Raw genomic sequence first — 25,365 nt, forward strand, 5'->3', positions numbered from 1 at the left:
TTTCCTGTTGGCCTAATGTATCAATTGATAGAACCAAAATTGAATTGGATGCCAATTTGGCCTATAGGGCTGAAGAAATATTCCCATTTTTCTTTCTGTTTTTGTTGAAATTGAAATCCTTCACTGTTCTCGCTGCTAACGTCTGTTTTCTGAAAACTGTACGTCGTGTTTGCATTTGCTTCGGCAAGCAAGGTGAATTGCGAGGTAATATTGAGTTTTATGCCAATGAAACCACTTAGTAGTGCCGTGTTTTTTCTGTCTATGGTGTTCTCTTCGAAGTCATTTGAGTCAGGCGCACCCGCTAGCATCAGTTGGGTATTGCCGTCGAAATGCTGTCTCATATATCCAATGTCGAAACCAAAATATGGCTGCAATTTGGTATAGGTTAGGTTTTTTTCGAACCCGATCTTCAAAGCCAAATTTTTGAGGTGGCCGTTGGCCCTTTTGCTGAGGTCGTTGTCCACATTATCCAAATTGACATTCTTTTTGTCAAAATAGCTAGCGTAAAGGCGATAGCTGAATTGATTGTCGTTGAATTTGAACATTAGTCCATTCAGATAAGATGCAAAGAGGTCACCTGGAACGGGTTGATTCAGCAATTGAGGGAATTGTTCCAGCGCAAAGGCGCGAACAGCAATGGAATACATAAAATCTGAGGGGCTTGTAGATTGTTGTTGTCTAGGTAAATAGGTGTTTTCAAATGTCAATGTGTCAATTCTCCTCACTTGCGCATAACTACCCAGTGTATACGACAAGACAAAAACGAAAAGTAGTGTCTTTTTCATGGTAAAAAAATAACAGTGGTTAATTGATACGCTGCTAATCTAAACAATTAAGGAGCTTTTGTTGTGATTTGTTTGAAAAATAATTTGCTTGCATTAAGGAGTTTAATGTTATTGGGGCTTATTTATGCTAAAAATAGAATTTTCTGTATTATTTTTGATGAGCTATGGCTTATGAATTTGTAGATAACTATCGAGAGAAAGGTGCACGTAAGCAACTGGTGGCTCATCTTCGAAAACGAGGAATCGAGGAAGAAGCAGTACTGGCGGCTATTGGTAAAGTGCCACGCCATTTCTTTTTTGATAAAACTTTCTGGAATCAGGCCTATAAAGACATTGCTTTTCCCATTGGCGATGGACAAACCATTTCACAACCCTATACCGTAGCTTACCAAACCGAATTGCTTCATATTGGCAAGGGAGATAAAGTGCTGGAAATAGGTACCGGCTCTGGTTATCAAACTTGTGTCCTTATGGAGCTAGGGGCAGAGGTATATACGATAGAGCGTCAGGAAAATCTTTATAAGCGTACTATCCAAGTGCTGCCATATATGGGCTATACACCGCATTTCTTTCTTGGCGATGGCTCAAGGGGTATTCCCGAACATGCGCCATACGAAAAAATTATTGTCACGGCGGGGGCTCCATTTGTCCCCGAAATCATGCTCAGGCAATTGACCATCGGTGGTATATTGGTCATACCGGTAGGAGACGCCAAGGAGCAGAAAATGGTTACCGTCATCCGTACAGGAGATAATGAATTTGAAAAGATCGAACTGGATACCTTCAGGTTTGTGCCATTGGTGGGCGATCAGGCCTGGTAGTAGGGACGTATGCCATACGTCCCTACTACCTCATAATACGTGCCATCTCCCTTTTTGTATCTCTTTCCTTGATGCTTTCCCGTTTGTCAAATTCCCTTTTGCCCTGGGCTAGAGCAATTTCTACCTTGGCAAAGCCACGTTCACCGATGAATATCCTTAAAGGTACAATGGTAAATCCTTTTTCCTCGCCTTTGACTCGCAGTTTGTCCAGCTCCTTTTTGGTGAGGAGCAATTTGCGGTCGCGCTTGGCCTCATGGTTGTAGAACGAACCATGAGAATACTCGGCAATGTGCATGTTGCGGATGTATAGTTCTCCATTTAGGAAAGCGCAGAATGAATCATTGATATTGGCTTTCGATTCACGAATAGATTTAATTTCGGTGCCTAGCAACTGTAATCCGGCCGTGTACCTGTCCAGCAGATGGTATTCGAAAGATGCCCTTTTATTGCGTATATTGACGTTATTGCTCGCCATATTTGTTTTGCTTTATATGATGTAAATATTGTCTGCCACTTTTTGTGATAGACTCGTGCGTACCCCTTCTACCTCGATGGCCACGGACCCGTCAAAATCGAATCGTTCTAACAGTTTGATGGAGGTGTTGATACCAATACCCAACTTGGCTACATATTGGAGGAAAGTGGGACTATTGTCTTGAACGCCTTTTACCTTATAAGTGTTTGCAACAGCGGCTTGGCTGAGCGATTTTCTTCCACTTGGAACTATTTGTCCGTTTACCTTGGGGATGATGTCACCATGTGGGTCAAAGCTGGGATAGCCCAAAAACTTATCCAAACGTTCTATCAACTTGTCTGACTTGACATGTTCCAATTGTTCGGCCACTTCATGCACTTCGTCCCAGCTAAAGCCGAGTTTGTCATAAAGGAAAGTCTCCCACAGCCGATGTTTGCGTACTACCTCTGTGGCCAGTTTCCTACCCTTCTCGGTCAATGTTACCTTGCCATAGCGCTCATATTCCACCAATTCCTTTTCCTTTAGCTTTTTGAGCATATCCGTAGCGGTCGCTGGTCGTACCTGTAGCTGTGCGGCTATCAAGTTGGTACCGGCTTCCTGCTGACCGTCCTTTTCGGTAGTGATGTGCAACAGGGCTTTTAAGTAGTTCTCTTCGGTAATGGATAGCATAATGGGCAAAGATAGGAAATAGTACGATTTTTTGGGGTTTATATTATTGATGATAGGTTAAAAATCCTTAGGTTTGCTTCATGTCTGTACATAGAGAAGATAAAAAGATTACGGTCAATAGCATCTTGGAGATGAAGGTCGCAGGAGAAAAGATCTCCATGCTGACGGCATACGATTACACCATGGCTACGCTACTTGATGCGGCTGGTGTGGATATGATTTTGGTGGGTGACTCTGCCGCCAATGTCATGGCTGGTTATGACACTACCTTGCCCATTACGCTTAATGAGATGATTTACCATGCCACTGCAGTGGTGCGTGCTGCAAAAAGGGCGATGGTAGTGGTTGATCTTCCTTTTGGCAGTTACCAAGGCAATCCATTTGAAGCGCTTACGTCCTCCATTCGCATCCTGAAAGAGTCTGGTGCGCATGCTGTGAAAATAGAGGGAGGAGTAGAGATACGGGAAAGCATAGAGCGCATCGTTAATGCTGGCATTCCCGTTATTGGTCACTTAGGACTTACGCCACAATCTGTACATGCTTTTGGAGGTTATGGACTGCGTGCCAAGAGTGTGCATGAGGCACATAAGCTCACGAGCGACGCACAAGTATTGCAAGATGCAGGCTGCTTTGCGATAGTCCTGGAGAAAATTCCCGCCAAATTGGCCGGAGAGGTGACAGACAAACTGCGTATTCCGACCATTGGCATTGGCGCGGGCGGTCAATGCGATGGCCAAGTGTTGGTTGGACAGGATATGCTGGGCATGAATAAAGGATTCAGGCCCAAGTTCTTGCGGCAGTACCTCAATCTAGCAGAGCAAATAGAAGGTGCTGTGCAGCAATATGTGAAGGATGTGAAATCGGGCGGCTTTCCTAGTCAGGAAGAGCAGTACTGATTATAAGTAGGATTTGTTCTAACTTTGCCCAGCCACACTTGGGCTAATAGGCCGGCCATTTCCAAATAAGTCCAATCCAATTTACAAGAAAAGTATTGGCTAGAATTCCTGTTAACAATTTTGTGCTTGGTGAGAGCTGTACTGTGTAACATAAAAAATCCCGATTGCCGAGGCAATCGGGATTAAAGTTTAAAATCCATCCACGAATTTCAAACCATACACACACCAAAACACTCAAAAACTACTAAAAGAGATTTGGACGTGATGTCTATACGCTAACCAATTAGTTCATGAACCATGGTTTGGAAGTGTTTGCATCCGTAGCTGGGCTTAGCCCAGACAAGGCTCTTTCCCAATTTGCCGTATTGCTAGTCGATTCTTCCGAGGGATACATAAACCTAGACGGGAGAACCCCTCCGTTTACGGCGTCAGGAGCAGGCAACAATGCCGGATATCCTGTTCTTCTTTGCTCCGCCCATGCCGTAACTCCTTCTGGGAAAAGCGCCACCCATTTTTCCTCACCGATGACTCGCTCCAATCCATAGGTAGAGATATCAGATACCCGAGCACCAGCATAGGAGTCGGCACCGCCCACATTCCATTGTTCGTATGAATGTTCTATTCCAGATCTCAACATAGCAGCGGCATCCTCGGTAGTCCACCCAATTGCAGCCGCCTCGGCCCTAAGCAGGTAAGTATAAGCCGAAGTAAAAAAATGGAGACTGGTCGACGCTGCCGTGATAGCCGTATTAATTTGAGCCCAACCACTGGTGCTGGAATAAGAAATGTGTCCATAAGGCAATCCGGAAAGTGCTACATTATTGGCTATACGCTGTATCCTATTGTCATAGACACTGTTTGAAGTGGGACTCAAACCTGTAGTAACGCCTTTTAAAGCATCCACAAATTCTTGAGAAAGTGCATAGTCTGCCGGCCTCAAGCCACTAAACGGATTGACTACGTTACCCGTGGGGTCTGGTACAAAAACCAAGTTGTCGCCATTTTCGGCAATTGGTCCGCTAGCCAAAGCTTCTTGGAAAGCTGTAGCCGCTTCACCTGAGGTGCTTGGAATCTTATTTGACATTTGAAGCGAAATGGCCATGATTAACGAATTGGCCAACTTATGCCATTTATCTAGGTCACCGCCATACAATATATCTATAGTTTCGTCTGGCGCAAAAGCACCTTCTGTCCCCAGCTGGTCTCTTGCTGCTTTTGCTCTTGCAATCAAATCCTTGTATATCGTCTCTTGAGCATCGTAAGCCGGGGTTACATTCTCCGCCTTCTGAAGCGCTTCCGAATAAGGTATATCCCCGTAGGAATCAGTAAGGCGTTTCCATACAAACACGCTTAAAATTTCCGCCATTGCCGCTATGTTCTCCGTTCCGCCACGTATGTCTTCCTCCACCAAGGTAATCTCTTTCAGATTAGACAAAACATAGGCATAAGCAACAGACCAGCTGCCGGCATAAACCGTATAGGTCTGCACATCGGTGTAAACGGTTTCCGACTCATATTGACTTAGCACTATCGGGGCTGTGAGGTAACTACCACCGGATTGGCTGAAATAACGGGCAATAGCATGCCTGAATAAGGCATCGACATTTGCCTCATTGCCCGCATTGGGATTTTGATTTAGATCCCCATAATCGACTCGATCACATGTGGTCATGAACAAGAGTGAGGATATGGCTATTAAAGAAAACAATATTCTTTTCATTTCTCTATTCTTTAGTTGGTTAAATTAAAAAGACACCCGTAGATTGAATCCAAAACTTCTCGTCCCCGGCAGCTGTCCGTTTTCACCGTACAATTGGGACATTTCAGAAGGATCCCAACGATGATGATTGTCTCCTGACACGGAAAGCAGTGCCAGATTTCTGGCAAAAACGCCTACACTTACTCCGCTCAAGGCTTTTCCAATATATCTTTTCGGCAAACTGTAGGAAAGGTTCATGTCTGCCAGTTTAATGTAGCTAGCACGATGGATAAAGGGTTCCGCCATACCGTAGAATTGACCATAATAAGTCGCCGCCTCCACGTAAGTGTCTACGACACCACCAGCTTCATTGACACCTACTACGTGCACCCCACCTCCATCACCGACTGGCGTACGTACATATTCGCCGTTATCATTCGTTCCAACCGTATTATCCAATAAGCCCGAATATGTACCCCACATCTCGGAAAGTGAAAAGAACTTGCCGCCCTTTTGGAAAGAGATGGTGCCCGACAAGGATAGACCTTTGTAATTAAAGTTATTCACCACACCACCGACAAAGTCGGGCAGTACACTGCCAAAAGACACGCTGTTATCCAGCTGATAAGTTCCAGATGCATTGAGAATGGGGGTTCCGTCCTCGGCCCTTCTGATGGCATTGCCCACCAGTTGCCCCCAATCTTTGTCTTTTTGATTCATGAGGTAGGCCACGGAAAACGTGGAAACGCCTATTTGATACGAGTCTGTACCCTCTGCCAATTCCTTTACTTTAGATTTGTTAAAGGCAATATTCCAGTTAATATCCCAAGTAAAGTCTCTGGTTTTTACAGGTGTCAATCCAAGCACTACTTCCAATCCTTGCCTATTCACCAATCCAGCATTGGCCAAATAGCCTGTCATGCCCGATGATGAAGGCACTTCGCTATCCAATATCTCGTCCTTTCGGTCTTCGTTATAATAGGTCAGGTTCAGGCGCACGCGTCTATCCAAGAACTCCAAGTCTGTGCCTATTTCCAGTGAACTGGAGGTAGCAGGAGCGATATTGGCGGCCGATCCGCTCAAAGGAGAGTACATCAAGGGATAACTCTGGTAGCTATATCCAGACCACAGCGAATAAGAAGGATTAATTAAATACGGATTATTTATACTGATCTCGGTTCCCGTCTGCGCATAGTTTACCCAAACCTTACCAAAATTCATGAATTCAGGCATCTGGAAAGCTTTTGAAAAGATAAAATTAAGCCCTGCCGAACCATACAAAAATGAGTTTGAGTTGTTGGCGCCAATTATGTCATATCTGCTATCCCAATCGTTTCGAATATCGGTATTGAAAATCAGATAATCTTTATACGATAGGTTGATACGCGAATAGAAAGAATTGGTTTTGAACTGGTTGTCGCGCCTAGTTGGCACTATATTTTGCCTTGAATTGCTGTAGTTGTACAGATCAGGGATAACCAAGCCCACGCTTTCACCAGCGCCGGGATTACCGCTATCTGCCATATCAACTTCTAACCCTTTGTATTGATAATTCCTGTACACGTAGCCCAGAGTAGCATTCAATTTCAATTTGTCCTGAACAATATCGGTATGTAAGTTGATGCTGGGTCTCACGGTATGCTCAAATTGTTGAATGTCCGATATGTCAAATGAATTCACAAAATCGGTATACAAGCTCGGAGCAGAGCTATATTCCAGTTCGTAAGGAATGTAATGAGCATAGTCGTAGGTGAAGCTACTACGTTGCAACTCCAGCTTGGAAGAAAGGAATTTGGTGATTTCATAGTCGAGGTTAATGTTACCGACAAACCTGTTGTAGTTCCTAATGAGGGTTTCGGTCTCCGCATGCTTATAGGGATTATTCCAGAAAACGGGCTTTTGATAATCACCTCCATAGGCAGAATAAGCATCTGGACCCCACCAGTTCCATGACGTGTAATAGCCATCCGGCGTGGTTAAGTCCTTCAGTTCCCTGAGTTTGGACATCTCCAAGTCACGTCCAAACCAACCATTGAAAGAACCAGTGGTATTATTGCCATAGCCATCGTCAAAATTTCCATTGGTCTCGGTCATAGCCCAGTTAATATTGGAACTGACTGAGAACTTTTCGTCCAAATCCAAGTTGAAAGATCCCGTGAAATTATGTTTTTGGTAGTCACTGCTAGGTAAAAGACCTTTCTGGCTAAGGTTGACATAGCCCACTCTGGCATTGTATTTCTCTCCACCCCCCGAAATGTCTACACTGTTCTTGAAACTGGTGCCAGTCTCAAAGTAATCCTTGATATTGTTTGGCTGAGCCACGTATCTGGCCGATTGTCCATAATACGGATTGGCGACCTCATCTGTACCCGGGAACCAAGCATACCAAGGATAATACTCGCCCCCATCAAACCTTGGGCCCCAACTTTCATCCGCATATGGGGTTACTATATATCTACCTCCATTCATAGGAGCAAAATAAGAAGGCGCATCGGCAGATTGCTCCCATGTAGCCCATTCCTCCTCTCCGTCATATCCCTGTCCGTACTCATTCTGGTATTTGGGAAGATAGGCTACCTTATCAAAAGTAGCTGCTGACAGGAAATTAACTACCGCCCTTCCCCTTTTACCTTTCTTGGTAGTTATCATAATGACCCCAGAACTGGCCTGCATACCATACAGGGCCGAAGCATTGGGGCCTTTCAATACACTTATGCTCTCTACATTCTCCGGATCTACTGCGTCTGCATTGGTTACGATCCCATCTACCACGTAGATAGCCTCCTCCTTACCCGTAAGTGACAAGGCTCCCCTTAGATAAACAGCACCGGAATTGCCCAGTTTGGATCCTGCCTGCGAGCTACCTGAATACCCGCCACTTTACCAGCCAAAGCGGTCTTCAAGTTACCTTCATTGGAGATGTTCAGGGTACTGGAGCCAATAGTTTGCGTGGCATAAGTCAGACTCTTTTCATTTTCCTCCAGTCCAAGGGCCGTTACCACCACTTCACCTAATGCTTGTGCATCTTCCTTTAACTGGACGTCTATTATGGCATTTTCACCCACTTTCATCTCCGTCGTTTGCATACCAATAAAGGAAAAAACCAATACATTTCCCGTACTGGCCGTGATTTTATAGTTCCCGTTATAGTCGGTTTGGGTAGCTACCTCAGCACCCCTGATGGCAACACTGACGCCAGGGATTGGGAGACCGTCCCCTCCCGTGACTTTTCCTGCAATTGTTTTTTCCTGTGCTGTTACAGTTGAAATCAACATATAACAGAACAAGAAAAGATAAAGTAATTTCTCTTTCATGTGTGTTAGAATTAAAAAATGATAAAAAATAAGATCCCAATCTCGTGCCCAACTGGAATAGGCACGCAGCAACAATCACTGGCTTTTCAGGATTTAATAGAAAGCCTAATCAAAAATTAAACTAAATCAAAAAGGCGGAATAATAGTGGAAGTGTAGTTTTTTTTCATGTGTGTTTGAGTTATTAAGTAGATAGAACAATAATATCCCCGTACCAATAAAAATAGGTTCTTTGCTTCTTGTTGTGTGTTTTTTTTGTGATTTTTTGGTTGATTTTTTACTGATTTGTTTGGCAATGTCAGTTTTTTGTGAAAAATCTACCAAAAAGAAGCAAAATCCTGTCTGTGTTAACTGTTTTTTTGTCTATAGCAGCGAATATATGTTAAAAAAAGTTAAAGGGCAAGTTGTTTTCTAATTTATGTTTAATTTTTTATATGGTTTATATTTTTTTAATGGTTTTTTGTTATTTTTTTTTCAAAAAAAAGTCAATATTTAATTCATAGTGATAATTATAGATAAATAGAAAAGTGTGGATTGATATTTTTTGAAAAATAATAAATTTTTACTTTTTCTATTGATCATGGCCTTACACACATCAATATGGCGACATATTAACGCCAACAATTGCGGTGCCACCTTGTTAGAATAATAGGAAGTCGTCCACATACATCCCCACTTAGGGCATGAAAAGGATGGTTAAACCGATTAAATGTTGAACCAATTAAATTAAATACATTTTTTATTATGGCAACTATTTTCACTGACAAGTACCTTCCCGAATTATTGGAAAAACAGCAAGCACCCGGCTTATCACTCTATATGCCTACCCATCGCACGCATCCCGATAGCGAGCAAGACCCCATTAGGTACCGCAATCTAGTAAAGCAACTAAAAGAACTAGCACAAGGAACATATGAAGAAGTTGCTACGGCACCGCTTTTTGCTCAGTTCGACGCCCTAGCCACCGACAAGGATTTTTGGAACCACGCATTAGAGGGCTTGGCCATATTGGCTACTCCAAAGCTGTTCCGGGTGTATCGACTGCAGCGTCCGGTGGCCGAGTTGGCCATCGTAGCCGACAGCTTGCACACCAAACCCCTACAGAAGTACGTGCAGTCGGCCGATCGCTACGAAGTATTGGTGCTAGGACTCAATGGCGTACAGCTCTATGAGGGCAATCGCTACCACATAGACCCGGTGGAGTTAAATGCCGAAGTGCCCAAAACGATGCAGGAGGCACTGGGCGAAGAACTTACGGACGACCACTTCAATACGGCCTTTGCAACCGGCAACGGATCCAATAAGGCGGCCAACCAGTCTACCGGCAATGTCGTGCACGGCTATATGGACAAGAGTGAAGAGGCCCAAAAGGACGCCGAACGTTTCTTTAGGGCAGTAGATAGGGCTATATTAGAACATTACTCCAAGCCGTCGGGCCTGCCACTCATCTTGGCTTCGCTGCCCGAGCACCAAAATCTTTTTAGAAGTGTAAGTCACAACAAGCAATTGCTGCCAGAAGGTATTAAAGGCAATGCCGCTTCCCTGGATCTGGACGAATTAAGGAACAGGGCTTGGCAACTTTTTGAGCCTGAGTACGATAAGCGGCTCGACGAAGCAGTAGCTGGCTATGAGGCAAACGTGGCCCAGGGGCTTGGCTCTGACCTAATAGAGCAGGTGGCCAAAGAGGCTATAGCAGGAAGAGTAGCCACGCTTCTGGTAGAGGAAAACCGCATCATCCCGGGCAGTATAGACGCCAAGAGTGCCGATGTGGTCTACAAGCAAGGCGGCGATGCGGGCGTAGACGACCTGTTGGACGATCTGGCAGATCTCGTACGCAGCTATGGCGGACAAAGCATGGTCATTCCCAAAGGCAAGATGCCTTCGCAGACGGGTGTTGCGGCCATCTACCGCTATTGATACGGCCGCACTGTAAATTTTAGATAAATTTATATAATAAATTGTGCGTGGATAGCAGCCTATCGAAAAGAATTCCTGAAATTCGCACGCAGAATGAACAAAGGATTGATAGCCCTTGCCTTTGGTGGATTGGCAATTGGCATGACCGAATTTACGATGATGGGAGTGCTCCCGGATGTCGCGCGCGATTTACAGGTAAGCATTCCCACAGCGGCCCACCTCATAGCGCTCTATGCCCTTGGTGTGGTAGTGGGGGCGCCCATATTGGTGCTGTTTACGGGCAAATATCAGCCCAAAAACGTGCTACTGTTCTTAATGCTGCTGTTTTTTGTGTTCAACGGGCTCTTTGCCATTGCCCCCAGCTACGTCACCTTGCAGATCTCAAGGTTTGCTGCAGGTCTTCCGCATGGCGCTTTCTTTGGCGTGGGATCAGTGGTCGCAGCGAGGCTGGCAAAGCCAGGCAAGGAGGCGCAGGCGATTTCCATCATGTTCACGGGCATGACCTTGGCCAACCTGGTGGGCGTTCCTTTGGGTACCTATATAGGTCACCACTTTTCCTGGCGTATTACCTATGGCGCTATCAGTTTCCTGGGACTAGTGACTTTGCTGGCTCTTTACTTCTGGATGCCCAAAATGGGGGTCAACCAGAAGGGGAATATTTTTTACCAGCTGTCCTTTTTCAAGACCTGGCCGGCCTGGCTCTTGGTGGCCATTATCTCCATCGGCACCGGAGGCATGTTTGCCTGGATTAGCTATATTGCCCCTTTGGTCACGGAGGTGTCGCATGTACCGGCCGACAAGGTATCGCTCATCATGGTACTCGTGGGCTTCGGCATGGTGTTTGGCAACCTCATTGGAGGCAGGCTAGCCGATAGCATTTCGCCCACTAAGGCGGCCATCGCCAGTTTCAGCTCCATGGCACTGTGCCTATTGGTGGTTCATTTTACCGCTCCCATTGGTTGGACGGCTTATGTGATGGCTTTCGTCACGGGGATGGTCTCGTTCACCAATGGCTCTCCCATACAGATGATGCTCATCCGTACGGCAAAAGGCGCAGAGACAATGGCCGCAGCAGCAGGACAGGCTAGTTTCAACTTGGGCAATACGATGGGCGCATACCTCGGTGGGCTGCCCATTATATGGGGCTATCACTACGATACACCAGTATTGGTAGGGGTAGCTATGGCATTTACCGGAGCCTTGCTTTCATTGGTGTTCCTGAAAACCTATGTGCAGAAAGTACAAGATGTGTAAATTGTTGTTTTTCGATTGAAATGCCAATAGTTTGAGAGAAAGAAAAGTCCCACTTTTAGATTCTTAAGTGGGACTTCCATGCTGTATTTCGTTAAGGACGAATAATTCTAATACGGCTATGCCAACTTTTCCAGCGCCAGCTTGATTCTTCTCAGCGCTTCTTTTAATTTTTCATCTGAGGCTGCGTAGGATAGCCTGATACAGTCGTTATTACCAAAGGAGTCTCCACCTACTGTAGCCACATATGCCTCGTTGAGGAGGTAAAGTGCCAGGTCTGAAGAGTTTTCAATGGTGTTGCCTTGGCTGTCTTTCTTGCCGAAAAAGCTGCTCACATCAGGAAAGAAATAAAAGGCACCCTCTGGCAGATTGGCTTTTACGCCATCGATTTCGCTAAGGGCATCATAGACCAATTGCCTGCGACGGGCAAAGGCTTCTTTCATCTTATTAACGCTTTCCAAGCCGCCTTCATAAGCAGCTATACCAGCACGTTGGGCTATAGAGCAGGTTCCAGAAGTTGTTTGGCCCTGTAGTTTATCATTGGCTGCGGCAATTTCCTTGCTGGCGGCCAAATAACCCAATCGCCATCCCGTCATGGCATAGGACTTGGAGAAACCATTGATCAGTATTACGCGGTCCTTTATCGAATCAAATTGGGCAATGGATTCATGCTTGCCCACGAAGTTGATATGTTCGTAAATCTCATCAGAAATGATATATATCTCGGGGTATTTTTCGAAAACCTCAGCCAATGCAGCGAGCTCGTCCTTGCTATATACTGTTCCCGTGGGATTGCAAGGAGTAGAAAACATGAACAATTTGGTGCGAGGGGTGATGGCAGCCTCCAGTTCCTCGGGGCTGATTTTGAAATCGCTTTCGATACCCGAGTTGATAAATACGGAGATTCCACCTGCCAACTTTACCATCTCGGAATAGGAGACCCAATAAGGAGTGGGAATAATCACTTCATCGCCTGGGTTGATAGTGCACAATATGGCATTAGACAGTGATTGTTTGGCCCCGGTAGATACCACAATCTGCGATATATCATAGTCTAGGTTATTCTCTTCCTTCAACTTCTTCACGATGGCTTTCCGCAATTCCGGATAGCCCGGTACTGGGGAGTACCTGGTATAGTTTTCGTCAAGGGCCTTTTTTGCCGCCTCTTTAATGTGGTCAGGAGTGTTGAAATCAGGCTCTCCCACGCTTAGGCTAATGATATCGGCACCTTGTGCTGCCAATTCCCGGCCCAATTTGGTCATTTTTAAGGTAGCCGACTCAGATAGGTCGTTTATCCTGTCTGACAGTACTGATAGTTCTGCTGTACTCATTATAATCGTTGATCTTTCTAATTGCTTGTATTACTGTAAATACTTGCAAACCTAAATAAAATTTTAATCATACCTGCTTATCTTTTGGATTTTATTTAATACCTTCAACCCAATAAAAAAATGCCGACGAATTATAAATTCCTAGAAAAATGAAAAAAATCCATATATTAATTGGCGGCCTCAGCCTAATAGGCCTTTTTCTGTCCTTTGGCGCATATGGTCAGAAGCTAAACGACATGGTCAATCTCAAGTTTTACGCGAAGGATAATGCGCTATTGCCTGCGCCAAAAAAGCATGAAAAGCGTGTGGTATTTATTGGCAATTCCATCACACAAGGGTGGGCGCGGATGCGTCCAGGGTTTTTCTCTTCCAATAACTACATTGGTAGGGGGATAGGAGGGCAAACAAGCCCTCAATTGCTCCTGCGTTTTCAGCAGGATGTGGTAGCACTCCGACCAGTGGCAGTTGTTATTAATGTGGGAACCAATGATATAGCTGAAAACACGGGGAGCTATGATCCCATCTTCACGTTTGATAATATCAAGGCGATGGTCGCCATAGCTCAGGCCAACAATATCAAGGTGATCCTTTCTTCTGTACTGCCTGCCGCTGGCTTCAAGTGGAACGAAAGCATAAAGGATGCGCCTCAAAAGATCGATGCGCTCAACGAAGAGATTGCAGCCTATGCCAAGGCCAATAAATTGGCTTATATAGATTACAATTCAGAATTACGGGATGAGTCTGGTGCACTTAAAGCCCATTATGGCGACGACGGTGTCCATCCCAACGAAGAAGCGTATGTGGTGATGGAAGGAATAGCCAAACCGATAGTCGACGCGGTGGTAGTTGATTAGTCATTTGCTGTTAGAAAGGATTGAGTCTCATATCTCACGTCTCATATCTCACATCTTGTATCTTAAATAATACCTATCTTTGACCACCAAGATTTAGTGCAGTGAACGAAGAAAGGAAAATCATTACCTATTCCCTGATTACGGGAATAGTGCTCATGCTGGCCAAGTTTGGTGCCTACCTGCTCACGCGTTCCAATGCCATTCTTACGGACGCCATGGAGAGCATCGTCAACGTGGTGGCTAGTAGTTTTGCCTTCTATAGCGTGTATCTTTCCTCAAGACCTAGGGACGAAAACCATCCCTATGGGCATGGCAAAGTGGAGTTTTTTTCCGTATTTCTCGAGGGCGGGCTCATAGCCATAGCTGGATTGCTTATCTTGGGTAAGGCTATCTACAACATCTTCTATCCCGAAGAACTGCAGAGTCTGCTAGAAGGGATGGGTATCATTGCTTTCACGGGCTTGGTCAATTTCCTGTTGGGTGGTTATATGGTCAAGCGATCTAAAGTCTTGCAGTCCATTACTATCCATGCCGATGGCAAGCATCTCCAAACCGATGCCTATAGTACTGGTGGTTTATTGCTCGGTCTATTATTGCTATATGTGACCGGCTTCCATTTCATTGACGTGCTATTGTCGCTGGGACTGGGAGGGTATATACTCTTTAGCGGCTACAAATTGTTGCGCAAGTCCATTGGCGGGCTTATGGACGAGTCCGATATCGAATTAATAGGCCAAGTGGTGGATGTGTTGAATAAGTACAAGGCCGAATGCTGGATAGACGTCCATAATTTGCGAGTCCAGCGCTATGGGCACGATCTGCACATAGACTGCCATGTCACCTTGCCCAATTACTACGACCTGAACACGGTGCATGAGGAGATTTCGAAAATAGGCGAGCTCATGAACAAAGAGATCAACGTGCATACCGAACTGTTTATCCATGCTGATCCCTGCGTGCCTGCCTGCTGTCATTACTGTGGCGTAGCGCATTGCCCCATACGCAGCGAAGAACGTACATTACATATCCATTGGACGCCCGAAATCGTCACCAAGAACGTGAAACATTTTGAGTCTATCGCATAGTTCATAACGAAGAAGAACTTCTTGTTTATCGAGATTTATAACTCTTTTGCCCTCCATTCTTTTGGCCTTTCCCTTGGCCTTGGTAATCTTTCGTTTCTAGCTCTTGACAGCCATCAGACTTTTGTTTCTCAAAAGGAGTTTTTTTTAAAAAATTGTGATTATTTGAAATAATATCAGCATTTTTACCCAAATATCGAAAAACAACGTCTTAAAGTAATAAAATCAGGACTAAACATGTCAAACCTTAGATTTAGTGCAGTGAAAGCTGCTATTTCTCGCCCAAAAACAGCTGCTCAAGAATTTGCAGTAGAAAAAGCGTCCTCTTTTTTCGCGAAAAATGTATTTACTATCGCAAAGATGAAGGACTACATGCCCAAAAACGTTTATCAAGAATTGTTGGATGTGATTGATGCTGGTGAGGCCATTGATTTGGATCTTGCCGAACACGTGTCACAGGCCATGAAAAGTTGGGCTATCAGTAACGGTGCTACCCACTATACCCATTGGTTTCAGCCATTGACCGGTGCTACGGCGGAAAAGCACGATGCTTTCTTCGAGCCGGGGGCAGACGGGGTTGCAATAGAAAAATTTACTGCCGGAGCTTTAGTGCAACAAGAACCAGATGCTTCTAGTTTCCCTAATGGAGGTATCAGGAACACGTTTGAAGCTAGAGGTTACACGGGGTGGGATCCTTCTTCTCCTGCTTTCCTCTATGAGACGGGAGCCGGCAAAACCCTGTGTATTCCTACGGTTTTCCTTTCCTATACAGGGGAGGCGCTTGACTACAAGGCACCACTGTTGAAGACACTGAACGCCCTGGACAAGGCAGCGGTAGATGTGGCCAATTATTTTGATAAGAGCATTACCAAGGTCTTTGCGTCATTGGGTATCGAGCAAGAGTACTTCTTGGTAGATCTGGCATTGTACAATGCTCGTCCAGATCTTCAGATCACGGGTCGTACCCTCTTCGGTCATATGGCCGCCAAGGGACAACAACTGGAAGATCATTATTTTGGCGCCATTCCGGAGCGTGTATTAGCCTTTATGTCTGATCTGGAAGTGGAAGCATTAAAGCTGGGCATTCCCTTGAAGACCCGTCACAACGAGGTAGCCCCCTCGCAATTTGAATGTGCACCTATGTTTGAGGAAATCAACTTGGCCATAGATCATAACCAATTGTTGATGAACCTCATGGAGCAGGTAGCGCTGCGTCACAACTTCAAGGTGCTACTGCACGAAAAGCCTTATGCCGACATCAATGGTTCAGGTAAGCACAACAACTGGTCATTGATTACCAACACGGGAGTCAACCTTTTGTCTCCGGGGAAAACGCCCAAAAACAATTTGATGTTCTTGACATTCTTCGTCAATACCATCCGTGCCGTATACGAGCACGCGGATTTGCTGCGTGCATCTATTGCTACTGCGAGCAATGACCATCGTCTTGGTGCCAACGAGGCGCCGCCAGCTATCATCTCCATTTTCTTGGGAAGCCAGTTGAATGACGTGTTAGATGAAATAGAAACGGCAAGAGTGGCCAAAAAGGTGAAGGCAGAAACACAATTGTGGCATGGTATCCCCAAGATTCCTACCCTGCAGTTGGACAATACAGACCGTAACCGTACCTCGCCATTTGCCTTTACCGGCAATAAGTTTGAGTTCCGTGCGGTAGGTTCTTCTGCCAACTCGGCTAGCCCCATGACCGTGCTCAATGCCATCGTAGCCGAGCAGTTGATCAAGTTTAAGACAGAGGTAGACAAGCAAATCAAAAAAGGGACTAAGAAAGATTTGGCGCTTCTAAATGTCGTGCGCAAATATATTAAAGAGTCCAAGGCCATCCGTTTTGAAGGCAATGGCTACAGCCAAGAGTGGGAAGAGGAAGCAGCTAAACGCGGTCTTTCCAACATTAAGACTACGCCTAAGGCTTTGGATGTATATGTTTCCGAAAAAACCGAGGATATGTTTGCCGAGCTAGGCATCATGAGCAAGCGCGAAGGTGAAGCACGCCATGAAATTCTCTTGGAAAACTATTACAAGAAAATCCAGATTGAGGCACGTGTATACGGAGAGTTGGTGAATAGTGTCATTGCTCCGGCAGCATTTACCTATCAGAACCAGCTGATAGAGAATGTGAAAGGCCTAAAAGACTTAGGTTTGAAAGGCACGGCCTACAATGCACAAATCGACCTCATTGAACGTATCTCTAGGCATGTGAACGAAATACTGGAAAATGCGGAGGCCATGCGCCAAGAACGCAAGAAAGCCAATATACTGGAGGATACACGCGAGAAAGCCATCGCATACGATGAAAAAGTGAAGCCCTATTTTGACAAAATTCGCTATCATATTAACAAGGTGGAGCAGATCGTAGACGACAGCAAATGGCCTTTGCCTAAATTGCGCGAGTTGTTGTTCGTGCGCTGAACAGCAAAATCTGCTACATAACACTTTTATAAAGGTTGAACACGAAGTCCCCTAGCCCTCAGTAGCTGGGGGATTTTTTGTTTTTTAATCTTTGAGCTTTGGTCTTGAGTCTCTAATCTTTTATTCTTATTTTGGGCAAATGAAAGAAACCATCTTAGTTATCGGGGCTTTTTATGGCGCCAGTGCCGTTATGCTGGGGGCGTTTGGAGCGCATGCCTTTAAGAAAATCCTTTCTGAGGAGCGATTGTCCAGTTTCGAGACGGGAGTACGTTATCAAATGTACCACGCCCTTTTACTGCTGGTCATTGGACTGCTGGCCCACACAGATAGCGGCAATTACGACAAGGTCGCATGGTGCGTTATCATCGGCACGGCACTTTTCTCCTTTAGTATTTATTTTCTTTCCTTTAAAGATTATTGGAAAATCAATCTTCGTTTTCTAGGGCCTGTTACGCCCATTGGCGGACTCTTCTTGGTAGCAGGCTGGGTTCTGCTCTTGTTAAAATTCATTTAGCTATTAGCCATTGATCATTAACCACTAACAACTAACTATTAACAATTGCATACAAGAGCAATTTTATCTAAGTTTGCGCCAAGATGTCGGATTTCAAATACAATCAGCGCGGAGTATCCGCTGGCAAGGAAGATGTGCACAATGCTATCAAAAATATCGATAAGGGGATTTTTCCACAGGCATTTTGTAAAGTTATTCCCGATATATTGGGGGGCGATGAGGCTTGGTGCAACATTATGCATGCCGATGGAGCTGGCACCAAATCTTCCCTAGCTTATTTGTACTGGAAGGAAACCGGCGATATCTCCGTTTGGAAAGGGATTGCCCAGGATGCTATCATCATGAACATCGATGACCTGCTTTGCGTGGGCGCTTTGGACAATATCCTGTTGAGCTCCACCATTGGCAGAAACAAGAACCTCATTCCGGGAGAAGTCATCTCCGAGATCATAAACGGTACGGAGGAGATATTGGCCGATTTGCGTAATTTGGGCATCGGTATCTACTCCACGGGTGGCGAAACGGCCGATGTAGGTGATTTGGTACGTACCATCATAGTAGATAGTACCGTCACATGCCGTATGAAGCGGAGTGATGTTCTAAGCAATGACCGTATAGTAGCGGGTGATGTGATTGTTGGTTTGTCTTCCTACGGGCGGGCAAGCTACGAAAAGGAATACAATGGCGGCATGGGCTCCAATGGACTGACATCTGCCCGACACGATGTGTTTAATAAGGTACTTGCTGAGCACTATCCCGAAAGCTATGACCCTGCTGTGCCTTATGAACTGGTTTTTGCTGGTAGCAAGGCATTGACTGACAAAGTGAAAGTAGAAACAGGCGAGGAGATAGATGCAGGCAAGCTGGTGCTATCGCCCACACGTACCTACGCACCTGTCATTAAACAAGTATTGGATAAATATCGTTCCCGTATTCACGGGATGGTGCACTGTAGCGGCGGAGCACAAACCAAGGTGTTGCATTTTATAGATGGGCTGCATGTTATTAAGGACGACCTCTTTCCGATTCCCCCCTTGTTTAAGCTCATTCAACAGGAATCTGGAACAGATTGGCAGGAAATGTACAAGGTATTCAATATGGGGCATCGCATGGAACTGTATGTGCCCGAGGAACTGGCCGACGATATCATCGCCATTTCCAGGTCTTTCGATATAGATGCCCGAATAGTAGGCAGGGTAGAGGCGGCAGAAAAAAAGCAGGTGACTATCGAATCGCCTTATGGAACTTTTGTGTATCATTAGTAATTAGTCTTTAGATATCAGGGGACATATATTAGACTGAGTCAGGCAGCAATGCGGCGCTTGTTTTGATCCATAAATTAATCATTAACCATTCAAGAACCATTAATTGAAGACCATTGGCTGGAAAGAAACCCTGGAGCTGGTGACCTTAAACGTACCAGAAGTACAGGCCAAAGTAGATACAGGCGCCAAGACCTCTGTCCTGCATTGCGTCCATATAGAAGATTTTAGGGACAAAGGGGCGCACTATGTTCGTTTTGTGCCTTTTGGTCATGAGCACACTCCGACGAATAAGCAAGACAGCTTTATCCTACCCTGTAAAAAGCAAATGACGATCAAGAACTCTTTCGGTCAGGAAGAATGTCGATTTGTAGTAACCATACAAGTAAAATTATTTGAACAGGAATATGAGATGGAGCTTTCGCTACGCGATAGGTCCAAAATGGAATATCCCATGCTGATAGGTCGAAACTTTATCAGGGGAAAATTCTTGGTAGATGTTTCCAGATCCAATCTTTCCAAAAAGCATATCTCTAAAGAAAATAGTTAACGAAATAATAATAGGAGATCTATTGTAAAACCAATTATATAAGCCCAATTTTACTTGGCTTTATCGTATTTGCGATCCTTAATGGAGATACGGGCATGTATTTTGCATCTCATAGATAGGTCATTCTTTTCCATATGAAACCTGCATAAGTTGCCGCTTACGGAAAGCGATGAATAAAGAACAACTTATGTCCGCCTGCGGTAAGCAGGTAAGTTTCATTGCTAAAAAAAATAAATTATTCGAATGAAAATAGCGGTATTATCTACCAATAAAAATCTTTATTCTACCCGTCGGTTGGTGGAGGCGGCACAGCAGCGTGGGCATCAATGTTTCGTGCTGGATCACAGACAGTGTTATGTAGGCATTCGTCAAGGAAAGCCGAGTATACATTATAAAGGACATGATGTGTCCGATATTGATGCCATTATACCACGCATTGGAGCTTCGGTTACCTTTTATGGCTCGGCCATTGTGCGTCAATTTGAGTTGATGGGGGTGGTTTCTGCCAATCCCAGCCAAGCCATTACGCGCTCGCGCGACAAGCTACGCTGCATGCAGATCCTTTCGGGGGCAGGTATAGGTTTGCCCATAACGGGTTTTGCGCGGCATACGAGCGATGTGGACGATCTGGTGACCATGGTGGGGGGCGTACCTTTGGTCATCAAAGTGCTGGAAGGAACGCAGGGCATCGGGGTCGTGTTGGCGGAAACCAAGAAAGCCGCTAGTTCGGTTATCGAGGCATTTTACGGCATGGGAAAAAATATCCTGATCCAGGAGTATATTAAAGAGTCCAAGGGCTGTGATATCCGGGCCTTTGTGGTAGGGGGTAAGGTGGTTGGAGCGATGAAGCGCGTGGCCAAGGAAGGTGAGTTTCGTTCCAACCTGCACCGTGGTGGCTCCGCCGAAATCATTAAGTTGAGCAAAGAAGAAAAAGAGACGGCATTAAGGGCGGCGGCTGAATTGGGACTCACGGTATGTGGTGTGGATATGTTGCAGTCGGATCGTGGCCCCTTGGTATTGGAGGTCAACTCTTCTCCCGGTTTGGAAGGAATAGAAAAGGCAACGGAAAAAGACATTGCCTCCAAAGTGATTGAATATTTGGAAAGGCAGGTGGAGGAAAAAAACAGGGCGCAGGCCAAACCTCTCAAGAAGAAAAAGAAACCCGTGCCCAGTCTGTAGGGACGCAAGATGTTGCACTTTTACTTTCCTTGTCCTAGATACTCCATGAGGCTGATGATGCGGTCTTCGTTTTTGGTTGAAAAATTGAATACCTGCCAAAAGTTCCTATTTCGGAAATTGATGATGATTTCGCCATCCAAAGGGATGGCATAAACACTGATTGGGTTGTTCCAGCGGCGATTGTTCTGGTATTGCGTATACAGTATGGGTTGATTTGGAGACTGGTAGGTGGGCAGGCGAAAATGGGAAAAAGTGTCGCGAATGATTTTCTCATTACTGGCTTTTGCATAGTGCGTGGTGATGCCAAAGAAAGATAATCTTTTATGGAGGTCATAGATAAGCTTGGCCATAACGGCCATGAATACAATGATGAAAAAAGCTAGCCAAGCTTGGCTATGTTTGGAATCGCGGACGACGCCATAATTCACGAAGCCTAGGAGCAATAGCATGACACCTTGATAGATAACGGGGTGCAAGTCCTGAAAGCTAACCTTATGGCGTCCATATTTTAGGATATGCGCTAAATTGACGTCGTCGGTTTCCTTGTGTTTTGCCATTGGAAGAAATCTTTCCGTCTGAAGAGCTACAATATGTCCTTGTCTTTGTTCCGTTTCTTGCCTAGAAGGAACCTCGCGGTACTGGCCAGAAGGACGAAAGCAATGCCGACATAGGCCAAGGCCGTGGGAATCAGAGCGCTATTGCTCAGGATGCAATAGACAAAGAAAATTAAGGCGGCTATGGCCATAACCACATCTACTTTGCCTGGTCTTGAAATATGGGGTCTATTGATAATCGTGTTCATGCGACATATACTTTATTTCAAATGCATAAAATTAACGATTAATTTTTATTGCGGCAAATGAAAGGATTGGCGGATGATAAAACGGCAAGCTGTCTTGTGCCCCGATAGACAAAGGCCTCATGTTAGTTTAGAAAGCTTCGCCATTGAAGATATACAAGTTAGCCCCTTCTTTAGTGAAGCCCACATCGAAGCGAATGTAGATGTCCTTTTTTGGGAATAGCAAATAGCGCAGGCCAAGGCCCCCGGCTACTCTCATATGGCGCATCTGAAATTCGTTGAACTGCGGAGCTACCGTGCCAGCAGAAGCAAATACAGCGGCCCCCAACCGCTTGCTGAAGGCAAAGGGCAATATCCTATATTCAACCTGTGCCGATATCAGGTGCTTATCACGGAAACGTCCCAGGTAATAGCCCCGCATCAGCCGATCACCACCCAGCAAGGCCAATTGGTTGAAAGGTACCTCTCCGTTGAGGAATTGACCTTTTACTTGCCAGGCTAATACGTTGCTCTTGCCAATGGGGTGGTAGGAACGGAAATCGACGTTTACCCCGCCAAAACCAAAATCGCTGCCAAAGCCCTTGAGATAGCCCAGATAGGCTATTTCTCCAAACTTGCCCTTTCGTACATTAAGCACATTGTGGCGGTCGTCGTATACTAAACCCATCCCGAGACCTAGATTTTGTGTTCCGTGGCCTCCACGTGGCACAGCATGAGGCATGCCCTCTTGTGGCTGTTCAAACTGCACACCCGACAACAATTGGTAATCCACTTCAGGGCCTAGGAAGAAGTTTTTCTTCACTTTCCTTAGCACCCGTTGCCTAAATGAGACCTGGAAAGCATCTACCAATGCAGGGTTGTGGCCTGATGTATTGGGACCTATGCCATAATAAGAAAGTGGAAATTGCTGTATTTTGGTTTCACCCAGAAAAAACCACTTGTCTTTATCCCCGTATATAGCATTTTCCAAGACAAGGCCGTACTGGGCCTTAAAGGTGAAAAAAGTGAAAGCCTGCAACTCACTCAAGCGGTTGAGCGTGTCGTCCTTGGCATAGAACAGTTTCAGAATAGAAGCTCCGAGCTCTATTCCCGTTTCTGGTGCCGATGCAAACGTGGGATAAACCGTAAAATTGGCTTTGTCTGCAGCAGTGGTATCGTTGATAATGGAGTTGACATAACGCCAAAGCCAACCTTTTCCAGGTTCTTGCGCTTCTACCGGCACGAATACCGCTATACATGCTAAGAAAAATAAAAGGGTAATAACTCTACCAATAGACATGATTTATCGTAAAATTCAATGCACGGACCAATCCCTACCACTACTTATATTGCAATAATAACGATATCATTCCTAAAACGCTACTTGTTCTTTTTCAATAAGTTCCTTTTGTTCCAGCTAGCAGAAGAGCATACGGGACTGACTATTAAGGTGAAATAGTCAGTATGGTGGTTCGGAAAATATATGCAAACATTTTTTTGTTTACCTTACCATTACAAATGGGGCAATTATTTTTATTAATCGTTTGATTAATAAAAATAATTGCCTTTCTTTGCAGTCAAGTTTTTTTGTATAACTCATATGGGCAGAAAGAAAAAGGCAGAACTGGATGTGTCTACGGAGGAAAAGATTAAGGAAGCGGCCAGCAAAGTATTTACCCAAAAAGGCTATGCAGCAGCTACCACCAGGGACATAGCAGAAGAATCGGGCATCAATATGGCCATGCTGCACTACTATTTCCGAAGCAAGGAGAAGCTGTTCCAAATGGTCATGTCCGAAAAGATACAGCAGTTGTTCGGCGTTTTGATTCCGATAATTAGGGACGAGTCTACTGATCTAGAAACAAAATTGCAACTATTGGCACAAAACTATATCAATATGCTGTTTAAGAATCCGGATCTTCCCATTTTTGTGCTCAATGAGCTGAGAACCGGTAATGAAGGTCCCTTTGCCCAGTTGCCAGTTAAAGAGCTGCTCGAGCATTCTGTCTTGGTACGTCAGATAAGAGAGAAAAAGAAGGATGTCTCTCCGGTGCATTTTTTGTTGAATATGTTGGGCATGCTGTTGTTTCCTTTTATCGCCAATCCCATCCTGCAAAGGGCAGGAGTTGTCGACATGGTTGCTTTTAAGGCTATGATGGATGAAAGAAAGAAGCTTGTTCCTATGTGGATTGCCGATATGTTAAAAGAATAGGACTTAGATTTTTTTTGAACTATAATTAATCAAATGATTAAATCAATTGAATATTTTTTATGAGAAAGATTCCTCAAATATTGTTCCTGATGTGGGGGTTATCCTTATGGCCTTGCGGCCTATCGGCGCAGCAAATGGCTATTTCCTTGGACGAATGCTATGCTTGGGCCCGGGAAAACTACCCCCTTATCCGTAAGCTCGATTTGATAGGCAAGAGCAGTGCTTATTCATTGGCCAATGCCGGCAAGCTTTACCTTCCGCAGTTGGGCATCAACGGGCAGGCAAGCTATCAGTCGGAAACGGTCAATTTTTCCAATGTAATGGGCTCCTTTCTACCGGAAGGTACACCCTTGCCACAACTCAGCAAAGATCAATACCGCTTGCAGGCAGAAGTGTCGCAAAACATCTATGATGCCGGTGCGGTCTCCAATCAGCGAGCCTACATCAAGGCCAATGATTCTCTTCAAAGACAAGGACTGGAAGTGTCTTTCCACGTAGTGAAAGAACGGATCGATCAGCTGTTTTTCGCGATCATCATGTTGGAAGAACAGCTGAAGCAAAATGAGATCAGAAAGGGAAATATCGAAAGTGGCAAGCAAAAAATGGATGCAGCCTTGAAATATGGTACGGCCTTTAGAAGCAACGTAGACGAATTGAAAGCCGAATTGGTCAATGTGGAAATGGCTTCCATCGAGTTGGATGCCAATCGCAAGGCTTATATGCAGATGCTGGGCCTATTGGTCGGCAAGGAGTGGGACAAAGAGACAGTACTTGTTATGCCCGATATGCCAGCGGGAGCCCATGAGATTAACAGGCCGGAAGTCAAGCTATACCAATTGCAGAAAAGCCTACTGGACGTGGAGGAAAAGAAGTTACGGGGCGAATATTTACCGCGCATCAGTGCTTTCTTTCAAGGCGCATATGGACGCCCCACGTTAAATATCATCAGTAACGATTTTGGATCGTGGTATGTGGGCGGGCTTCGGCTCACATGGAACCTGGGCAGCCTCTATACCTTGAAGAACACTCGAAATAATTTGGATATCAGTCGAAAGAATATTGATGCAGATCTGGAGACTTTTGTACTCAACACGAAGATGCAACTGAAGCAGCAAGATAGCGATATCGCCAAATACCACTTATTGCTGCAGCGCGATGAGGAAGCTATCGCCTTGCGTGAATCCGTTAGGAAAGCAGCATTGGCCCAATTGGAAAACGGTGTGGCCACTACGCACGATTATATCTCGCAGCTCAATGCCGAGCATTTGGCCAGGCAGACACGCATATTGCACACCGTACAGCTCCTACAGGCACAATATAAGCAACAAAATATTTCCGGTAATCACTGATG

The 25,365-nt window shown here is 45.1% G+C and carries 23 protein-coding genes; 13 read left to right on the forward strand and 10 right to left on the reverse strand.

Going from position 1 to position 25,365, the window contains the following annotated elements; all coding sequences use genetic code 11:
• Positions 1–20 precede the first annotated feature (20 nt).
• On the reverse strand, positions 21–785 hold the full coding sequence (locus A37S_RS0105065) for a hypothetical protein (RefSeq protein WP_028296035.1): 765 nt from the start codon (positions 783–785) through the stop codon (positions 21–23).
• Positions 786–949: 164 nt separating this feature from the next.
• Here A37S_RS0105065 and A37S_RS0105070 point away from each other — a divergent pair, with 164 nt between their 5' ends.
• The gene (locus tag A37S_RS0105070) at positions 950–1,606 is read left to right on the forward strand and encodes a protein-L-isoaspartate(D-aspartate) O-methyltransferase (RefSeq protein WP_028296036.1); all 657 of its coding nucleotides are present in this window, start codon (positions 950–952) and stop codon (positions 1,604–1,606) included.
• Positions 1,607–1,631: 25 nt separating this feature from the next.
• Here the strand turns inward: A37S_RS0105070 and smpB are convergent, their stop codons facing one another.
• Both smpB and A37S_RS0105080 read right to left on the reverse strand, forming a co-directional pair.
• On the reverse strand, positions 1,632–2,081 hold the full coding sequence (smpB, locus tag A37S_RS0105075; RefSeq protein WP_028296037.1) for an SsrA-binding protein SmpB: 450 nt from the start codon (positions 2,079–2,081) through the stop codon (positions 1,632–1,634).
• Between the two features lie 12 nt (positions 2,082–2,093).
• A complete protein-coding gene (locus A37S_RS0105080) occupies positions 2,094–2,750 on the reverse strand; it encodes a metal-dependent transcriptional regulator (protein WP_028296038.1) in 657 nt (218 codons plus the stop codon).
• A gap of 80 nt (positions 2,751–2,830) precedes the next feature.
• Between A37S_RS0105080 and panB the strand changes: the two genes are divergently transcribed.
• Positions 2,831–3,646, forward strand: a complete 816-nt coding sequence (gene panB, locus A37S_RS0105085; RefSeq protein WP_028296039.1) for a 3-methyl-2-oxobutanoate hydroxymethyltransferase — start codon at positions 2,831–2,833, stop codon at positions 3,644–3,646.
• A 283-nt stretch (positions 3,647–3,929) separates the two neighbouring features.
• On the opposite strand, the gene A37S_RS0105090 is transcribed toward panB, so the two are convergent.
• Genes A37S_RS0105090 through A37S_RS0105100 form a run of 3 tightly spaced genes read right to left on the reverse strand, consistent with a single transcriptional unit; the run spans position 3,930 to position 8,659 of the window.
• A complete protein-coding gene (locus A37S_RS0105090; protein ID WP_028296040.1) occupies positions 3,930–5,366 on the reverse strand; it encodes a SusD/RagB family nutrient-binding outer membrane lipoprotein in 1,437 nt (478 codons plus the stop codon).
• Between the two features lie 24 nt (positions 5,367–5,390).
• Positions 5,391–8,150, reverse strand: a complete 2,760-nt coding sequence (locus A37S_RS0105095; RefSeq protein ID WP_028296041.1) for a TonB-dependent receptor domain-containing protein — start codon at positions 8,148–8,150, stop codon at positions 5,391–5,393.
• 8 nt (positions 8,151–8,158) lie between these two features.
• Complete coding sequence (locus A37S_RS0105100; RefSeq protein WP_036601344.1) at positions 8,159–8,659, reverse strand: carboxypeptidase-like regulatory domain-containing protein; 501 nt, start codon at positions 8,657–8,659, stop codon at positions 8,159–8,161.
• A 742-nt stretch (positions 8,660–9,401) separates the two neighbouring features.
• Here A37S_RS0105100 and A37S_RS0105110 point away from each other — a divergent pair.
• Together A37S_RS0105110 and A37S_RS0105115 are read left to right on the forward strand one after the other, a co-directional pair.
• A complete protein-coding gene (locus tag A37S_RS0105110) occupies positions 9,402–10,574 on the forward strand; it encodes a baeRF3 domain-containing protein (protein ID WP_051292742.1) in 1,173 nt (390 codons plus the stop codon).
• A 93-nt stretch (positions 10,575–10,667) separates the two neighbouring features.
• Positions 10,668–11,828, forward strand: coding sequence for an MFS transporter (locus tag A37S_RS0105115; RefSeq protein ID WP_028296045.1), 1,161 nt, complete (start codon positions 10,668–10,670; stop codon positions 11,826–11,828).
• Between the two features lie 116 nt (positions 11,829–11,944).
• Here the strand turns inward: A37S_RS0105115 and A37S_RS0105120 are convergent, their stop codons facing one another.
• On the reverse strand, positions 11,945–13,087 hold the full coding sequence (locus A37S_RS0105120) for a pyridoxal phosphate-dependent aminotransferase (RefSeq protein WP_036601433.1): 1,143 nt from the start codon (positions 13,085–13,087) through the stop codon (positions 11,945–11,947).
• A gap of 218 nt (positions 13,088–13,305) precedes the next feature.
• Here A37S_RS0105120 and A37S_RS0105125 point away from each other — a divergent pair, with 218 nt between their 5' ends.
• The 7 genes from A37S_RS0105125 to rimK all read left to right on the forward strand — a co-directional run bounded on the left by A37S_RS0105125 (position 13,306) and on the right by rimK (position 21,024).
• Positions 13,306–14,010: a GDSL-type esterase/lipase family protein gene (locus tag A37S_RS0105125; RefSeq protein ID WP_028296047.1), complete on the forward strand. Its 705-nt coding sequence runs from the start codon at positions 13,306–13,308 to the stop codon at positions 14,008–14,010.
• A 101-nt stretch (positions 14,011–14,111) separates the two neighbouring features.
• The gene (locus A37S_RS0105130; RefSeq protein ID WP_028296048.1) at positions 14,112–15,095 is read left to right on the forward strand and encodes a cation diffusion facilitator family transporter; all 984 of its coding nucleotides are present in this window, start codon (positions 14,112–14,114) and stop codon (positions 15,093–15,095) included.
• A 234-nt stretch (positions 15,096–15,329) separates the two neighbouring features.
• The gene (locus A37S_RS0105140; RefSeq protein ID WP_028296049.1) at positions 15,330–17,519 is read left to right on the forward strand and encodes a glutamine synthetase III family protein; all 2,190 of its coding nucleotides are present in this window, start codon (positions 15,330–15,332) and stop codon (positions 17,517–17,519) included.
• 139 nt (positions 17,520–17,658) lie between these two features.
• Positions 17,659–18,033 (forward strand): DUF423 domain-containing protein, encoded by a 375-nt coding sequence (locus A37S_RS0105145; protein WP_028296050.1) that lies wholly within the window; start codon positions 17,659–17,661, stop codon positions 18,031–18,033.
• 83 nt (positions 18,034–18,116) lie between these two features.
• Positions 18,117–19,295, forward strand: coding sequence for an AIR synthase related protein (locus tag A37S_RS0105150; protein ID WP_028296051.1), 1,179 nt, complete (start codon positions 18,117–18,119; stop codon positions 19,293–19,295).
• Positions 19,296–19,401: 106 nt separating this feature from the next.
• Positions 19,402–19,845 carry an ATP-dependent zinc protease family protein gene (locus A37S_RS0105155; protein ID WP_028296052.1) on the forward strand — a complete coding sequence of 148 codons (444 nt, stop codon included), beginning with the start codon at positions 19,402–19,404 and terminating at the stop codon, positions 19,843–19,845.
• A 243-nt stretch (positions 19,846–20,088) separates the two neighbouring features.
• A complete protein-coding gene (gene rimK, locus A37S_RS0105160; protein WP_051292743.1) occupies positions 20,089–21,024 on the forward strand; it encodes a 30S ribosomal protein S6--L-glutamate ligase in 936 nt (311 codons plus the stop codon).
• 20 nt (positions 21,025–21,044) lie between these two features.
• On the opposite strand, the gene A37S_RS0105165 is transcribed toward rimK, so the two are convergent.
• From A37S_RS0105165 to A37S_RS0105175, 3 genes are all read right to left on the reverse strand, one after another.
• On the reverse strand, positions 21,045–21,581 hold the full coding sequence (locus A37S_RS0105165; protein ID WP_028296054.1) for a hypothetical protein: 537 nt from the start codon (positions 21,579–21,581) through the stop codon (positions 21,045–21,047).
• A 26-nt stretch (positions 21,582–21,607) separates the two neighbouring features.
• Positions 21,608–21,826, reverse strand: a complete 219-nt coding sequence (locus tag A37S_RS0105170; RefSeq protein WP_028296055.1) for a hypothetical protein — start codon at positions 21,824–21,826, stop codon at positions 21,608–21,610.
• A 127-nt stretch (positions 21,827–21,953) separates the two neighbouring features.
• Positions 21,954–23,102, reverse strand: a complete 1,149-nt coding sequence (locus A37S_RS0105175; protein WP_028296056.1) for a BamA/TamA family outer membrane protein — start codon at positions 23,100–23,102, stop codon at positions 21,954–21,956.
• Between the two features lie 300 nt (positions 23,103–23,402).
• Here A37S_RS0105175 and A37S_RS0105180 point away from each other — a divergent pair, with 300 nt between their 5' ends.
• On the forward strand, positions 23,403–24,014 hold the full coding sequence (locus tag A37S_RS0105180; RefSeq protein WP_028296057.1) for a TetR/AcrR family transcriptional regulator: 612 nt from the start codon (positions 23,403–23,405) through the stop codon (positions 24,012–24,014).
• 59 nt (positions 24,015–24,073) lie between these two features.
• Positions 24,074–25,363, forward strand: a complete 1,290-nt coding sequence (locus A37S_RS0105185) for a TolC family protein (protein WP_028296058.1) — start codon at positions 24,074–24,076, stop codon at positions 25,361–25,363.
• Positions 25,364–25,365: the final 2 nt, after the last annotated feature.

Origin of the sequence: Olivibacter sitiensis DSM 17696 (genome assembly GCF_000427965.1) — a bacterium.
GTDB lineage: Bacteria > Bacteroidota > Bacteroidia > Sphingobacteriales > Sphingobacteriaceae > Olivibacter > Olivibacter sitiensis.

Excerpts from the sequence above, each read along its gene's own strand:
- A37S_RS0105065 (WP_028296035.1), bottom strand. The coding sequence starts at position 785 with ATGAAAAAGACACTACTTTTCGTTTTTGTCTTGTCGTATACACTGGGT.
- A37S_RS0105145 (WP_028296050.1), top strand. The coding sequence starts at position 17,659 with ATGAAAGAAACCATCTTAGTTATCGGGGCTTTTTATGGCGCCAGTGCC.
- panB (WP_028296039.1), top strand. The coding sequence starts at position 2,831 with ATGTCTGTACATAGAGAAGATAAAAAGATTACGGTCAATAGCATCTTG.
- A37S_RS0105165 (WP_028296054.1), bottom strand. The coding sequence starts at position 21,581 with ATGGCAAAACACAAGGAAACCGACGACGTCAATTTAGCGCATATCCTA.
- A37S_RS0105080 (WP_028296038.1), bottom strand. The coding sequence starts at position 2,750 with ATGCTATCCATTACCGAAGAGAACTACTTAAAAGCCCTGTTGCACATC.
- A37S_RS0105180 (WP_028296057.1), top strand. The coding sequence starts at position 23,403 with ATGGGCAGAAAGAAAAAGGCAGAACTGGATGTGTCTACGGAGGAAAAG.
- A37S_RS0105120 (WP_036601433.1), bottom strand. The coding sequence starts at position 13,087 with ATGACCAAATTGGGCCGGGAATTGGCAGCACAAGGTGCCGATATCATT.
- A37S_RS0105175 (WP_028296056.1), bottom strand. The coding sequence starts at position 23,102 with ATGTCTATTGGTAGAGTTATTACCCTTTTATTTTTCTTAGCATGTATA.
- A37S_RS0105070 (WP_028296036.1), top strand. The coding sequence starts at position 950 with ATGGCTTATGAATTTGTAGATAACTATCGAGAGAAAGGTGCACGTAAG.
- A37S_RS0105170 (WP_028296055.1), bottom strand. The coding sequence starts at position 21,826 with ATGAACACGATTATCAATAGACCCCATATTTCAAGACCAGGCAAAGTA.
- A37S_RS0105110 (WP_051292742.1), top strand. The coding sequence starts at position 9,402 with ATGGCAACTATTTTCACTGACAAGTACCTTCCCGAATTATTGGAAAAA.
- A37S_RS0105090 (WP_028296040.1), bottom strand. The coding sequence starts at position 5,366 with ATGAAAAGAATATTGTTTTCTTTAATAGCCATATCCTCACTCTTGTTC.
- rimK (WP_051292743.1), top strand. The coding sequence starts at position 20,089 with ATGAAAATAGCGGTATTATCTACCAATAAAAATCTTTATTCTACCCGT.
- smpB (WP_028296037.1), bottom strand. The coding sequence starts at position 2,081 with ATGGCGAGCAATAACGTCAATATACGCAATAAAAGGGCATCTTTCGAA.
- A37S_RS0105150 (WP_028296051.1), top strand. The coding sequence starts at position 18,117 with ATGTCGGATTTCAAATACAATCAGCGCGGAGTATCCGCTGGCAAGGAA.
- A37S_RS0105115 (WP_028296045.1), top strand. The coding sequence starts at position 10,668 with ATGAACAAAGGATTGATAGCCCTTGCCTTTGGTGGATTGGCAATTGGC.
- A37S_RS0105140 (WP_028296049.1), top strand. The coding sequence starts at position 15,330 with ATGTCAAACCTTAGATTTAGTGCAGTGAAAGCTGCTATTTCTCGCCCA.
- A37S_RS0105100 (WP_036601344.1), bottom strand. The coding sequence starts at position 8,659 with ATGAAAGAGAAATTACTTTATCTTTTCTTGTTCTGTTATATGTTGATT.
- A37S_RS0105125 (WP_028296047.1), top strand. The coding sequence starts at position 13,306 with ATGAAAAAAATCCATATATTAATTGGCGGCCTCAGCCTAATAGGCCTT.
- A37S_RS0105185 (WP_028296058.1), top strand. The coding sequence starts at position 24,074 with ATGAGAAAGATTCCTCAAATATTGTTCCTGATGTGGGGGTTATCCTTA.